This window comes from Arthrobacter sp. T572, from assembly GCF_056780115.1.
Genome location: NZ_JBRAZQ010000002.1, coordinates 1,659,672 through 1,673,257 on the forward strand (window position 1 = coordinate 1,659,672; position 13,586 = coordinate 1,673,257).

Sequence of the window (13,586 nt, forward strand, 5' to 3'; positions counted from 1 at the left end):
GCAGGCCGCCGTCGTGCTTGTCCCCTCACCCGCGGCAGGATCGCAGCAGGTGCCTTTTCGACAACAATGCCGGCCTCCCGGTAAACTGATCAGTGGTTCCGGCCGCAGTCCGTGGCAGCTGGACCTGTTTTTGTGTGCGGTGACGCACCGGAAGCAACCCGGCAGTGAAGCGCTGATCCGGGAAGCACGGCACAACTCTAGGAGTTCACGTGGCACTTGACGCCGCTGTAAAGCAGTCCATCATCAAGGAATACGCAACGTCCGAAGGCGACACCGGTTCGCCCGAGGTCCAGGTTGCCGTCCTGACCCAGCGGATCAAGGATCTGACTGAGCACATGAAGCAGCACAAGCACGACTTCCACACCCAGCGCGGCCTGCTCGCCCTGGTTGGTCGCCGCAAGCGCATGCTTTCCTACCTGAAGGACACTGACATCGCCCGCTACCGTTCGCTCATCGAGCGTCTCGGCCTGCGCCGCTAGTCTGCCTGGGCGGCCCGGTCCTTCACGGAGCGGGCCGCTTTCTTCACAACAACTAAAAACAGGAATCAACCGCATCGCGCATTCGCGGTCCTCGGTAGTGGTTCCCGGGAAGGCCGTCAACGGACGGCGCGCCCGTGGATCTCGATCGATGACCGGGTGTAGTACAGGCCAGTAATGAAGAAGGGGCCTGGGTTGATGCGGCGGACTTCCGCTCAACAGAAACGGAGGTGACTCTCATGGAGGGTCCCGAAATCCAGTTCTCCGAAGCCATCATCGACAACGGCCGCTTTGGTAAGCGCGTGATCCGCTTTGAAACCGGCCGCCTTGCCAAGCAGGCCGCCGGTGCCTCGATGGTCTACATCGACGACGACACCGCTCTTCTTTCCGCCACCACTGCCGGCAAGCAGCCGCGCGAAGGCTTCGATTTCTTCCCCCTGACCGTGGACGTCGAGGAGCGCATGTACGCTGCCGGCCGTATCCCGGGCTCGTTCTTCCGCCGTGAAGGCCGTCCTTCCACGGAAGCCATCCTGGCCTGCCGCCTCATGGACCGCCCGCTGCGTCCGGCCTTCGTCAAGGGCCTGCGCAACGAAGTCCAGATCGTCGTCACGGTCCTGGCCATCAACCCGGACGAACTGTACGACGTCGTTGCGATCAACGCCTCGTCCATGTCCACCCAGCTCTCCGGCCTCCCGTTCTCCGGCCCGATCGGTGGCGTCCGCGTCGCCCTCATCGCCGACGAGCAGGGCTCCCAGTGGGTTGCGTTCCCCAAGCATTCCCAGCTGGAGAACGCCGTGTTCAACATGGTGGTTGCCGGCCGTGTCGCAGGCGATGACGTCGCGATCATGATGGTCGAAGCCGAAGCCACGGACAACTCCTGGAACCTCATCAAGGAACAGGGCGCCACCGCCCCCACCGAAGAGGTTGTGTCCGAGGGGCTCGAGGCCGCCAAGCCGTTCATCCGCGCCCTCTGCGAGGCACAGTCGGACCTGGCCTCCCGCGCTGCAAAGCCCACCGTCGAGTTCCCGGTCTTCCTTGACTACCAGGACGACGCTTACGCCGCTGTCGAGGCTGCTGCTGCAGACAAGCTTGCTGCTGTCTTCCAGATCGCCGACAAGCAGGAGCGCGACAACGCTTCCGACGCACTCAAGGACGAGGTCCTTGGCGCCCTCGCCGGAGACTTCGAAGGCCGCGAGAAGGAACTCTCCGCAGCGTTCCGCTCCGTCACCAAGCATGTTGTCCGCCAGCGCATCCTCAAGGACCAGATCCGCATCGACGGCCGTGGCCTGACGGACATCCGCCAGCTGACCGCCGAGGTCGAAGTTCTCCCGCGCGTTCACGGTTCTGCCATCTTCGAGCGCGGTGAAACCCAGATCATGGGCGTCACCACGCTGAACATGCTCAAGATGGAGCAGCAGATCGATTCCCTGTCGCCGGTCACGCGCAAGCGTTACATGCACAACTACAACTTCCCGCCGTACTCCACCGGTGAGACCGGCCGTGTCGGTTCCCCGAAGCGCCGCGAAATCGGCCACGGTGCCCTCGCTGAGCGTGCCCTGGTTCCGGTCCTGCCGAGCCGCGAGGAATTCCCGTACGCCATCCGCCAGGTATCCGAAGCCCTCGGCTCCAACGGCTCCACCTCCATGGGCTCGGTCTGTGCTTCCACGCTGTCCATGCTCAACGCCGGTGTTCCGCTGAAGGCTGCCGTTGCCGGTATCGCCATGGGCCTGGTATCCGACCAGGTCGACGGCCAGACCCGCTACGCGGCCCTGACTGACATCCTTGGTGCCGAAGACGCCTTCGGCGACATGGACTTCAAGGTTGCCGGTACCTCCGAGTTCGTCACTGCCATCCAGCTGGACACCAAGCTTGACGGCATTCCGGCTTCGGTCCTGGCCGCTGCCCTGAAGCAGGCCCGCGAGGCCCGCCTCCACATCCTCGAGGTCATCAACGCAGCGATTGACACCCCGGACGAGCTCTCCGAGTTCGCTCCGCGCGTCATCGCCGTGAAGATCCCCGTGGACAAGATCGGCGAGGTCATTGGCCCCAAGGGCAAGATGATCAACCAGATCCAGGAAGACACGGGCGCGGACATCTCGATCGAGGACGACGGCACGGTCTACATCGGTGCCACCGACGGCCCGTCCGCCGATGCCGCACGGTCCGCCATCAACGCCATCGCGAACCCGCAGGTGCCGGAAGTCGGTGAGCGCTACCTGGGTACGGTCGTCAAGACCACCACCTTCGGCGCCTTCGTGTCCCTCACCCCGGGCAAGGACGGCCTGCTGCATATCTCCGAACTCCGCAAGCTGGCCAACGGCAAGCGCGTGGACAATGTGGATGACGTCGTCTCCGTGGGCCAGAAGGTCCAGGTCGAGATCACCAAGATTGACGACCGCGGCAAGCTGTCCCTCTCTCCGGTTGTGGCCGAGGAAGAGGGCGCTTCCGAGGAAGCTCCGGCAGAAGCCGCAGAGGCTTCGGCAGAGTAGTCTGTCAGAAGTACCCGGCGGGGCTGGTGGATGTGAAAGTCCACCGGCCCCGCCGCCCTTAACCCGAAAGGACTAGATGACTGTCGTACCCTTGCCCTTGGAGCAGACCCTTCCCGGCGGTGACCTGATCCATGGCGCCGACGGCGGTTCCATTGTGCGCCGTTCCGTGTTGCCGGGAGGTGTGCGTGTCCTGACCGAGGCCATGCCGGGCCAGCGTTCTGCCACCATCGGATTCTGGGTGGCAGTAGGGTCCCGCGACGAAGTCGAAGGACAGCACGGTTCCACGCATTTCCTGGAACATCTGCTCTTTAAGGGAACCAAGCGGCGGACCGCCTTGGAGATAGCTTCGGCGTTCGATGAAGTCGGCGGGGAGTCCAACGCCGCGACCGCCAAGGAGAGCACCTGCTATTTCGCGCGTGTCCTCGACACCGACCTGCCGATGGCGATCGATGTCATAGCGGACATGATCACCGGAGCCGTGTTGGACCCGGCCGAACTGGAACAGGAACGCGACGTCATCCTCGAGGAAATCGCCATGGACAGCGACGACCCCACGGATGTGGCGCATGAGAAGTTCGTGGAAGCCGTCCTTGGCCGCCACCCCCTGGCGCGTCCGATCGGCGGGACACCCGCCGCCATCAAGGCCGTGCCCCGGGATTCCGTGTGGGCACACTACCAGCGCTACTACCGGCCCGAGGAGCTTGTCATTACTGCGGCCGGCGGCCTGGACCACGATGTCGTCTGCCGACTGGTGCAGGAATCACTGGAAGCAGCGGGATGGAATCTCGATCCTGATGCTGCTCCGGTACAGCGCCGGGCCACGGACCGCGCCGTGATCACAGGCACCGCGGGCCTCCACGTGGTCAAGCGGCCGGTGGAGCAGGCGAACATCATCATGGGTTGTCCCACGATCGTGGCAACGGATGAGCGCCGCTTCGTCATGAGCGTGCTCAATGCCGTGCTGGGCGGCGGCATGTCGTCCAGGCTGTTCCAGGAAATCCGGGAAAAGCGTGGGCTGGTGTACTCCACCTACTCCTTCACGGCAGCCTATGCGGACGCCGGATACTTTGGCATGTACGCGGGGTGCACGCCGTCCAAGGTCCGCCAGGTGCTTGACCTCCTGGGCGTCGAGTTGGACAAGCTGGCCCGCGACGGCATCACGGGGGAGGAACTGCGCAAAGCCGTGGGGCAGCTCAGCGGTGGCATCGTCCTGTCCCTGGAGGACACCGGCTCACGTATGTCGCGCCTGGGCCGGGCCGAACTTGTCTCCGGAGAGTTCCAGGACATTGACGAGACCCTGGCCCGCATCAAGGCCGTCACGGTAGAGGACGTGCAGGAGCTTGCCCGGGAGCTGGCTTCGGCTCCGCGCACCATCACAGTGGTGGGCCCGTTCGAGGAAAACGAGACGTTCGGACTCTGAAACTCCGTCCGGGACTCTGGACTCCCGGACATCATCAGGGCAGCATGATCACACGATCATGCTGCCCTGATGTGTTTGCCCAGTTGCCTTGGAGTCGCCATGGACCAGCCACATACCGGCCGCGCGGCCGGTCTGCTCCAACCCTTCCTGGGGCGCTGGCGGGGCGTCACAGAGATCGCACAGTCCCCCTGGGGGCCCGCCCATACGACTGACGCCGAAGTCGCCTTCACGCCGGCCGCCGGCGGTCATGCCGTGGTCCAGAGCTACAGGCACCGTGAACCCGACGGCACGCACCTGGAGGGGCACGGGATGTTCACCGTGGATGCTTTACACGGAGGTGCCCTCTGGTATTACGTTGACAGCCTGGGCCACCCGCCAACCGCGCCGGTCCGGGGGCTGTGGACCTCCGGAACACTGACCTTTGACCGCCGTACGGCAGACGGGGTGGCCCGGCACTCCTTCAGGGTGGAGGACGATGTCCTGGTGCACACAGTTGAGCTGCGCCTGCAAGGCCGGGCAGGTTTTGCTCCTCTGCTGAAGAGTGTGCTCAGGAAGGCTTGAAGATCAGCCGCCGGCAAAGGGTGGCAGGACATCGATGACATCCCCGGCATCCAGCGGCACTGAGCGGTCTCGGACAGCCACTTCATTGCGAAGGAAGCTGCTGCGGGCCACGATCCTCGACAGCTCAGGAGTGCCTTCCGGCGGACTGGGACGCTCGACGGCGAGGGCCGCTTCCAGCAAAGCCTCCAGGCTGCTGCCTGCCGGGAGATGGTAGGTTTCCTCTTCGACTCCGGCCGCTGCGCGCGCGGCAGCGAAGTAACGGACAAGCATTGGTTCAGCCTCCGATTGCGCTCATGCTGCGGTCCGGCTGCACGAAGTCGGCAGCGCCAAGACCGGTGTGGTCCATCCCGTGGGCCTTCGGCTTGACCCACATCGCATCCTGCCAGCGACCGGCGAGCTGCTGGTCCGAAGCGCCGTTGCGCAGGAGTCCCAGGAGGTCGAATTCTTCCCTGGAGAAAAGGCAGCTCATGATTTTGCCCTCCGCGGTGATGCGGGTTCGGCGGCAGTCGGAGCAGAACGGCTCGGTGACCGAAGCGATAATGCCCACCGTGCCCAGGACCGGGCCGGGCGCCGGGCGTGCGTTGCCTTCCGGGCGGTCGCTGCGGTGTCGTACTTCGAAGCGTTCAGCCGGCGCGCCATCGCGTTCGCGGGGATCCGGTGCGAGGTCGAAGTCCGCCGACAGCAGGTCCCGGATTTCGGCAGCGGTAATCATGTTCCGCCGGGTCCAGCCGTGATCGGCGTCCAGGGGCATTTGCTCGATGAAGCGTAGCTCGTAACCACGATCCAAGGCCCATGCCAGCAGGGACGGTGCCTCGGCGTCGTTGATGCCGCGCATCAGGACGGCATTCAGTTTTACGGGACCCAGCCCGGCGGCCCAGGCAGCGTCCACTCCGGCGAGGACCCGGTCCAGGAACGGCCTCCGGGTGAGCTGGGTGAAGGTTTCCTCGTGCAGTGAATCCAAGGAGACGTTGATCCTGTTGAGTCCGGCGGCCTTGAGGGCGGCCGCCTTCTTGTCCAGTCCCACACCGTTGGTGGTCATGGACATGGGAAGGTCAGGATGCTCCCGGCGGATGCCGGCGATGATGTCCACCAGGTCGGCGCGGACCAGGGGTTCGCCTCCGGTAAGGCGGAGTTCGCGTACCCCCAGGGAGTTGACGCCGATGCGCACGATCCGGATGATCTCGTCCTTGGTCATCACGGCCTGCTTCGAGAGCCACTCAAGCCCCTCGGCGGGCATGCAGTACGTGCAGCGCAGGTTGCATTTGTCCGTGAGTGACAGGCGCATGTCCGTGGCGCGGCGGCCGTGCCGGTCCCAAAGTCCTGCCGGCGTACCAGCCGGACGAGGCGGCGGAACCGGCCCGCTGCCCGCATCGCCCACAGCGGGGATCGTGGGCATTCCAAGCTGAACGTTCATGGATTAAGGCTACGGCACGTACGCCGTGGTAGTGATATCGGCAACACTGCGGTCCACTCAGCGGACGTGCCACTTCTTACGGAATCCATACGCTTGCCTCCTGGGCTGCCGATGCAGGTGCCCGCACCGTCCGGCAAACCTATGCTGAAAGCGTGACCACCCAAGCCACCGCTGCTGCCACCGAACCCGGGAACCGCCGGATCCTGCTCGTCGAGGACGAACAGGTGATCGCGGACGTCGTCCGGGACTACCTGGTGGGCGCCGGCTTCCAAGTGGATATGGCCGGCGACGGATTTACGGCCCTGAAGCTGGCGGCAGAGAGGGAACCGGACCTGGTGATCCTCGACCGGATGCTGCCGGGCCTTGACGGTGTGGAAGTTTGCCGCCGGTTGCGCGCCGCGATGAGCGTCCCCGTCATCATGGTCACTGCCCTCGGGACGGAGGACGACAGGATCCTGGGCCTCGAGGTAGGCGCCGACGACTACCTCACCAAGCCTTTCTCGCCGCGTGAACTCGTGCTGCGGGTCAAATCGGTCCTGCGCCGCAGCATCAGGGAGTTCAGCCCTGAACCGCGCGTGGAACTGGCCGGGTTCGATCTCAACCCGGCGTCGCGGACCGTGACCCACCATGGAAAGCAGTTGTCGCTGACGGTGCGCGAGTTCGACCTGCTGGCATTCCTGTTGCGGCGGCCCAACCAGGTCTTCAGCCGGGAGCAGCTCATCAAGGCTGTATGGGGCTGGGATTTCGGCGACTTGTCCACGGTGACCGTCCACGTCCGCAGGCTTCGGGAGAAGATCGAAGACAACCCCACCAAACCGGTCCTTTTGAAAACGGTATGGGGTGTGGGCTACCGGTTCGACACGGAGGGAGCCGGGCATGGAGGGCACTGACCTGGCCACCATCCTGGCGTGGATCCTCTTTTGGGCCATCCTGATCGGTGTCCTGACGCTGCTGTTGCTTCGGGTCTTGCGCGGGGCTTCGGTACTCGCCCAGATCTGCCTGGTGGTGGTGGCCACCGTCGCCGTGCTGGTCACCGGCATGGTGAGTGCCTTCAACGCCATGTTCATTTCCGCCCGCGACCTCGAAGTCATGTGGTACATCCTCGCCATTGCCTCCGCGGTGGCGGTGGTGCTGGCACTCATGCTGGGCGCCGGGGTGTCACGGAATGCCGCCCGGCTGGTGGACGCCGCCCGCAGGCTGGGCCGCGGTGAGACCCTGGGGAATGTCCATACCGGTGGCAGTGCAGCAGACGGTGCATCCCACGGCAGGAACGCCGGTCCGGCCATGACGTCGGAGCTTGCCGAACTCGCCAAGGAACTGGAAGCGAGCAGCCGCAGCCTTGCCGAGTCCCGCGAACGCGAAGCCGCCATGGAAACGGCACGCCGCGAACTCGTCTCGTGGATCTCGCACGATCTGCGGACACCACTGGCAAGCATCAGGGCCATGGCTGAGGCGCTGGAGGACGGCATGGTCCCCGACGTCGCCGTCGGCTACCGGAAGATCATCGGACAAACCGAACAGATGACCGTGATGGTGAACGACCTGCTGGAATTGTCCAAAATCCAGGCCGGTAGCCTGAGGCTCCGCACCGAACCGCTGGATCTCTACGACGTGGTGAGTGATGCGCTTTCCGATCTTGCACCCCTGGCCGACCAGCGCGGCATCACCTTGGTGGGCGGGGGAGACCGGCAGTGCATGGCCGTGGCCGACGGCCCGAGCATCGCCCGGGCCGTACGGAACATCATCCTCAACGCCGTCCTCTACAGCAGGCCGCCCGCAAAGGTGCGCGTCACGGTGGGACCGGAAGGCGGTAACGCGGTGGTCGCCGTGGAGGACCACTGCGGTGGCATCGCCGGGGAAGACCTGCCCCATTTGTTTGAGACCGGCTGGCAAAAGGACCCCGCCAGGGGAAACCCCGGGGATCGGGGAGGTTCGTACAGTGGCGCTGGAATCGGCCTGAGCATGGTGGCAGGAATCGTCCACGCCCACGGGGGCACAGTTCAGGTGGAAAACATCGACGGCGGATGCCGGTTTGCGCTGTCCCTTCCGGCGGGCGGGGCCAACGGCAGCCCGGCAGCGGGGCATGCCTACCCGCAGGATCCGGCAGCCAAGGCGGACCAAGGAGACAAGAGATGAGGATGCCCGGACGCTGGGCGGCAGCCGCGGGTGTCGCCGCGGGCGCCATAGGTATTGCCGCAGGCGAGTTGGTGGCAGGACTGCTCAGCCCGCTCGTTTCACCCGTGACGGCGCTGGGTGGTGTGGTCATCGACGCTGTCCCGCCCTGGGCAAAGGATCTGGCCATCCAGTGGTTCGGGACCGCCGACAAGCTGGTGCTGGTGGTGTGCATCGTCCTGGTCGCGGCAGGGCTTGCTGCACTCGCCGGACTCATGGAGTGGCGCAGGGCAGGGCTGGGACTGGCACTTTCGGCAGTGGCGGGCGCTGCAGGCCTTGCTGCCGTCCTCACGCGCGCCCAGGCTGTTCCCCAGGCCGCTGTGGCCCCGGTGATTGCCGCTGTCACCACCATGGTTGTCCTGCGGATGCTGGTGCGGAAACTCGCCGAATGGGTGCCGGCCCGTCCGCCGGGGTCAAGGGAGGACAGGCAGCCCACGGACCAGGAGCCTGCTCCGCTGGCCCGACGGCGGTTCCTCAATGCCGTAGCCCTCACCTCGCTGGGAGCGGCCGTGGGCGGTGCCGCCACCGCCGTGGTAACGCGCGCCGCCTCAGTGGCATCCGGCTTCCGGGGTTCCATGGTCCTGCCACAGCCGTCTACGCCACCCCAGGCCGTTCCGGACGGGGCCGCCCTGCCCATCGACGGAATCAGCCCCCTTGTTACCCCGAACCGGGATTTCTACCGTATTGACACTGCCCTTGCGGTGCCGGCCATTGATCCGTCGACCTGGAAGCTCAAAGTCACCGGCCTGGTGGAGCAGGACCTCGAACTCGACTTTGCGGCCCTGCTGTCCAAGCCCATGACAGAGCGCCACATCACCATCGCCTGCGTTTCCAACGAAGTGGGCGGCGACCTGATCGGCAACGCGCTGTGGTTGGGCTGGCCGGTCCGCGAACTGCTGGCCATGGCGCGTCCCACGTCCGCTTCGGATATGGTCCTGTCCACCAGCAACGACGGCTGGACGGCCAGCACTCCGCTGGAGGCCCTCACGGACGGCCGGGATGCGCTCCTGGCGGTTGGCATGAATGGCGAACCCTTGCCGCTCGAACACGGCTTTCCCGTTCGGATGGTCGTTCCGGGACTCTACGGTTTTGTGTCCGCGACCAAGTGGTTGACGGAGCTCAAGGTCACCCGTTTCGCGGATGAGAAGGCTTACTGGAGCACACGCGGCTGGAGTGAGCGTGGCCCTGTCAAGACGCAGTCGCGCATCGACGTTCCCCGCAGCGGCCGTTCCGTCAGGGCCGGCACGGTGCAGTTTGGTGGCGTGGCCTGGGCGCAGCACCGGGGCATCGAGCGTGTGGAAATGCGCGTCAACAGGGGGCCTTGGCAGGAAGCGGCACTGGCGCCGGGAATCTCCGCGGATACGTGGTACCAGTGGCAGCACGCCGTTGACCTCACACCCGGCGACTACGAGGTGCAGGTCCGCGCGACGGACGCGTCAGGCCGGCCGCAGGTGGAAGAGCGTGCCCGCGTCGCCCCCGACGGCGCAACGGGGTACCACACCGTCACTATCAAGGTCACATGAGGCTCTCCGCTCCCACGTCCGGGTAGACTCCGGGAACCGACAGTCACCACAGGAGGATGCCCGTGCCCAGATCTGTTGCTGCCCACCAGGCAGCAGTGGCGGAACTGCTGACTACAGGGGCCGGGCACCCGGCCGGGGAGCACCTTCCGTTGCTGGACGCACTGGGCCGGGTACTCGCCGTCGACCTCTACGCACCCCTTGACCTGCCGCCTTTTGCCAACTCGCAAATGGACGGCTTTGCCGTCAACTCATCAGACCTGCCCGACGGCGGCGCGGAGCTCAGGGTGGCGGACCCGGTCCCCGCCGGGGCGGCGCCGGCACCCCTGGAACGCGGAAGTGCGGCCCCGATCATGACCGGGGCCATGATCCCCGAAGGTGCTGACGCCGTGGTCCCCATCGAGGCCGCCGAGCCCGATTCCTTCCCGCCGCCCGGCCAGGATGACGCGATGGTCGCCCTGCCCGCCACCGCGCCCGGCACCTACATCAGGCAGGCGGGAAGCGACATCCCTGCCGGCGCGCTGGCCCTTCCCGCAGGTACGCGGCTGGGCCCCGGCCAACTGGGGCTCCTGGCTGCGCTGGGCCTGGCCACCGTAGAAGTCCGCCGGCCCCTGCGCGTCCTCCTGCTCACTACCGGCGACGAAGTGGTGGAACCGGGCCGGGCCCTCGCCGTGGGAAAGATCTACGACTCCAACAGCACGCTGCTGGAAGCATCCATGCGCCAGGCCGGACTCCATGTCCTGCGCACGGGGATCGCCGACGACGATCCCCGGAAACTGCTGGCCGTCCTGGAAGAACATGCAGCACAGGTGGACCTGATCGTCACCACCGGCGGTGTCAGCAAAGGGGCCTACGAGGTAGTGCGCCAGGCCATGGACGGCCACGCCGTGGAGTTTGTCCCCGTGGCCATGCAGCCCGGCGGCCCACAGGGAATCGGCCGTTTCCACGGGACACCTTTCCTTGGTTTTCCCGGAAACCCCGTCAGCTGCCTCGTGTCCTTCGAGATGTTCCTCCGCCCCGCCCTTGGCAGCGTCCATGGCTCGCCGGCGGCGCGGCCCGTACTGCGCGCTTGCCTTGCCGAACCACTCACGTCGCCCGCCGGCAAACACCAGGTGCGCAGGGGATACCTGGACGGCGGCGGCACGGTCCGGTTGATCGGCGGACCGGGTTCGCACCTGGTCCATGCGTTGGCCACTTCCAATGCACTGGTGCACATCCCTGCCCACGTCACGGAACTGCCGGAAGGCGCGGAAGTGGAAGTATGGATGCTGTGAACCACAACCCCAGCCTCACCCACCTCCGGCACGACGGCACCGCGCAGATGGTGGATGTCTCAGACAAAGCCGTCACCATGCGTGAAGCCACCGCCACCGCCACAGTCCACAGCACCCCCGACGTCCTGGCCCTCCTCGGAGCGGGCGAACTGCCCAAAGGCGACGCGCTCGCCGTCGCCCGTGTAGCCGGGATCATGGCGGCCAAAAAGACCCCGGAGCTTATCCCGCTCTGCCACCCGCTGCCTCTGTCCAAAGTGACCATCGACTTCGAACTGGGGACCGATTCAGTGGGCATTCTGGCGACTGTCAAGACCAGGGGAGTCACCGGCGTCGAGATGGAGGCGCTGACGGCTGCTTCGGTCGCGGCGCTGAGCGTGTACGACATGATCAAGGCCGTGGACAAGCACGCTGTCCTGACGGACATCCAGGTGCTGGCCAAGAGCGGCGGCAAGAGCGGGGACTGGACCCGCCAAGCCAAGGACGCACACGCCGGGTCTGAAGGTACCGGGCAATGAGCGCGTGTGAACCCCAGGGACACAGCCCCCGCACGGCAGGGGTGGTCATTGCCTCGACGCGTGCCGCCGCGGGCATTTATGCCGACGACACCGGGCCGGTCATCGTGGACTGGCTGAGGGAGCACGGCTTCGAGACGTTTCCTGCCATGGTGGTGCCCGATGGCGAGCCCGTCGGAGCCGCGCTGCGTGCGCTCCTGACCCAGCGGCCCGCCGTCGTGATCACCAGCGGAGGCACCGGCCTCAGCCCTGACGACCGCACGCCGGAAATGACGCTGCCGCTACTGGACCGGGAAATTCCGGGCATCATGGAAGGCATCCGCCGTGCCGGAGCGGCCAAAACTCCCATGGCGATGTTGAGCCGTGGCCACGCAGGTGCGGCCGGCAGGACTTTTATCATCAATCTTCCGGGGTCGCCCAAAGGCGTCATGGATGGGCTGGCCGTCCTGGATCCCGTGATCGGACATCTTTGTGACCAATTGGAAGGAAGCCATGGGCACTGAAACTAATTTTGAAGTGGTCAGCGCCGTCCTCAGCGCTGAGCCCATCTCCGTGGACCAGGCGATTGCCGCCGTCGAGTCGGATACGTCGGGGGCCGTGGTCAGCTTCAGCGGCGTGGTCCGCAACCACGACTCCGGCAAGGCAGTGGACCGGCTGAGCTACAGCGCGCACCCCACAGCGCACGCTGTGATGTCCGAGGTCGTGGCCGAACTGGTCGCCGAGCACTCGGGCGAAGCAGAACGGCCGGTCCGGATCTGGGCCGCCCACAGGATCGGCATGCTGGAGATCGGCGATCCTGCGCTGGTGTGCGCCGTGGCTGCTGCACACCGCGGACAGGCGTTCGCCGTCTGCTCGGAACTGGTGGACCGGATCAAGGCCCGGGTCCCGATCTGGAAGGAACAGTTCTTCAGCGACGGCACCGTCGAATGGGTGGGCGCAGGGGAGTAACGGTTCCGTCCCGAACCCGGCCCGGCGGTAGGGTTAACGGCATGACCGAACAACTTGCCGTAGCAGTGCTGGGCGCCCACGGGCGCATGGGGATCGAAGCCGTCAAAGCCGTGGAAGCGGCCGAAGACATGAAGCTCGTGGCCTCCCTGGGCCGGGGCGATTCCCTGGAAACGCTGCTCGATGCAGGTGCGCGGTACATTGTCGACCTCACCGTTCCGGACACCACGGAGACCAACGTCCGGTTCGCCGTGGAGCACGGCATTCACGCCGTGGTGGGAACCACTGGCTGGGACGCCCGGAAGCTTGCCTCCCTGGCCGGCCTCCTGGAGCAGAAGCCGGACACCGGCGTCCTGATTGCACCCAACTTCGCGCTTGGATCGGTCCTTGCTTCTGCCTTCGCCGCCAAGGCCTCCCAATATTTCGAATCCGTGGAAATCATTGAGCTGCACCACCCCAACAAGGTGGATGCGCCGTCGGGAACCGCAGTGCGCACGGCGCAGCTGATCGCAGAGGCCCGGAAGGACGCAGGAGTCCCCGCCAGCCCCGACGCCACGGAGACCGCCCTGGACGGAGCCCGGGGCTGCGATGTTGACGGCGTCCGCGTCCACAGTGTCCGGCTCCGCGGACTGGTGGCACACCAGGAAGTGCTGCTCGGGGGACCCGGTGAGCAGTTCACCCTGCGCCACGACTCCTTCGACCGGGCGTCCTTCATGCCCGGCGTCCTGCTTGGCCTGCGCAAGGTCGCGTCCCACCCTGGCCTGACGGTCGGTTTGGACGGCTACCTGGACCTGGGGCTCTAG

General features: G+C 65.9%; 14 protein-coding genes. 12 read left to right on the plus strand and 2 right to left on the minus strand.

Going from position 1 to position 13,586, the window contains the following annotated elements:
• Nucleotides 1-209 precede the first annotated feature (209 nt).
• The 4 genes from rpsO (at nt 210) to ACUYMZ_RS08905 (ending at nt 4,946) form a co-directional block, all read left to right on the plus strand.
• The gene (gene rpsO, locus ACUYMZ_RS08890) at nt 210-479 is read left to right on the plus strand and encodes a 30S ribosomal protein S15 (protein WP_021472634.1); all 270 of its coding nucleotides are present in this window, start codon (nt 210-212) and stop codon (nt 477-479) included.
• Nucleotides 480-715: 236 nt separating this feature from the next.
• Nucleotides 716-2,965 carry a polyribonucleotide nucleotidyltransferase gene (locus ACUYMZ_RS08895; RefSeq protein ID WP_426006815.1) on the plus strand — a complete coding sequence of 750 codons (2,250 nt, stop codon included), beginning with the start codon at nt 716-718 and terminating at the stop codon, nt 2,963-2,965.
• A gap of 76 nt (nt 2,966-3,041) precedes the next feature.
• Complete coding sequence (locus tag ACUYMZ_RS08900; RefSeq protein WP_481602799.1) at nt 3,042-4,385, plus strand: M16 family metallopeptidase; 1,344 nt, start codon at nt 3,042-3,044, stop codon at nt 4,383-4,385.
• A 99-nt stretch (nt 4,386-4,484) separates the two neighbouring features.
• Nucleotides 4,485-4,946: a DUF1579 domain-containing protein gene (locus ACUYMZ_RS08905; protein ID WP_481602800.1), complete on the plus strand. Its 462-nt coding sequence runs from the start codon at nt 4,485-4,487 to the stop codon at nt 4,944-4,946.
• 3 nt (nt 4,947-4,949) lie between these two features.
• Here the strand turns inward: ACUYMZ_RS08905 and ACUYMZ_RS08910 are convergent, their stop codons facing one another.
• Nucleotides 4,950-5,216 carry a MoaD/ThiS family protein gene (locus ACUYMZ_RS08910; RefSeq protein WP_481602801.1) on the minus strand — a complete coding sequence of 89 codons (267 nt, stop codon included), beginning with the start codon at nt 5,214-5,216 and terminating at the stop codon, nt 4,950-4,952.
• Between the two features lie 4 nt (nt 5,217-5,220).
• Nucleotides 5,221-6,360, minus strand: a complete 1,140-nt coding sequence (moaA, locus tag ACUYMZ_RS08915; protein ID WP_481602802.1) for a GTP 3',8-cyclase MoaA — start codon at nt 6,358-6,360, stop codon at nt 5,221-5,223.
• A 152-nt stretch (nt 6,361-6,512) separates the two neighbouring features.
• Between moaA and ACUYMZ_RS08920 the strand changes: the two genes are divergently transcribed.
• Genes ACUYMZ_RS08920 through dapB form a run of 8 tightly spaced genes read left to right on the plus strand, consistent with a single transcriptional unit; the run spans nt 6,513 to nt 13,586 of the window.
• Nucleotides 6,513-7,250: a response regulator transcription factor gene (locus tag ACUYMZ_RS08920; protein WP_481602803.1), complete on the plus strand. Its 738-nt coding sequence runs from the start codon at nt 6,513-6,515 to the stop codon at nt 7,248-7,250.
• Nucleotides 7,237-8,496 (plus strand): sensor histidine kinase, encoded by a 1,260-nt coding sequence (locus ACUYMZ_RS08925; RefSeq protein ID WP_481602804.1) that lies wholly within the window; start codon nt 7,237-7,239, stop codon nt 8,494-8,496. Before ACUYMZ_RS08920 ends, ACUYMZ_RS08925 begins: the two co-directional genes overlap by 14 nt.
• Nucleotides 8,493-10,055 (plus strand): molybdopterin-dependent oxidoreductase, encoded by a 1,563-nt coding sequence (locus ACUYMZ_RS08930; RefSeq protein WP_481602805.1) that lies wholly within the window; start codon nt 8,493-8,495, stop codon nt 10,053-10,055. The genes ACUYMZ_RS08925 and ACUYMZ_RS08930 overlap by 4 nt, the downstream gene beginning before the upstream one ends.
• A 56-nt stretch (nt 10,056-10,111) precedes the next feature.
• Nucleotides 10,112-11,326, plus strand: coding sequence for a molybdopterin molybdotransferase MoeA (locus ACUYMZ_RS08935; protein WP_426006826.1), 1,215 nt, complete (start codon nt 10,112-10,114; stop codon nt 11,324-11,326).
• Nucleotides 11,314-11,841, plus strand: a complete 528-nt coding sequence (gene moaC, locus ACUYMZ_RS08940) for a cyclic pyranopterin monophosphate synthase MoaC (RefSeq protein ID WP_481602806.1) — start codon at nt 11,314-11,316, stop codon at nt 11,839-11,841. The genes ACUYMZ_RS08935 and moaC overlap by 13 nt, the downstream gene beginning before the upstream one ends.
• Nucleotides 11,838-12,341, plus strand: a complete 504-nt coding sequence (locus ACUYMZ_RS08945) for a MogA/MoaB family molybdenum cofactor biosynthesis protein (RefSeq protein WP_426006830.1) — start codon at nt 11,838-11,840, stop codon at nt 12,339-12,341. The genes moaC and ACUYMZ_RS08945 overlap by 4 nt, the downstream gene beginning before the upstream one ends.
• Nucleotides 12,331-12,786 carry a molybdenum cofactor biosynthesis protein MoaE gene (locus ACUYMZ_RS08950; RefSeq protein ID WP_426006832.1) on the plus strand — a complete coding sequence of 152 codons (456 nt, stop codon included), beginning with the start codon at nt 12,331-12,333 and terminating at the stop codon, nt 12,784-12,786. Before ACUYMZ_RS08945 ends, ACUYMZ_RS08950 begins: the two co-directional genes overlap by 11 nt.
• Nucleotides 12,787-12,827: 41 nt before the next feature.
• On the plus strand, nt 12,828-13,586 hold the full coding sequence (gene dapB / locus ACUYMZ_RS08955; RefSeq protein ID WP_426006833.1) for a 4-hydroxy-tetrahydrodipicolinate reductase: 759 nt from the start codon (nt 12,828-12,830) through the stop codon (nt 13,584-13,586).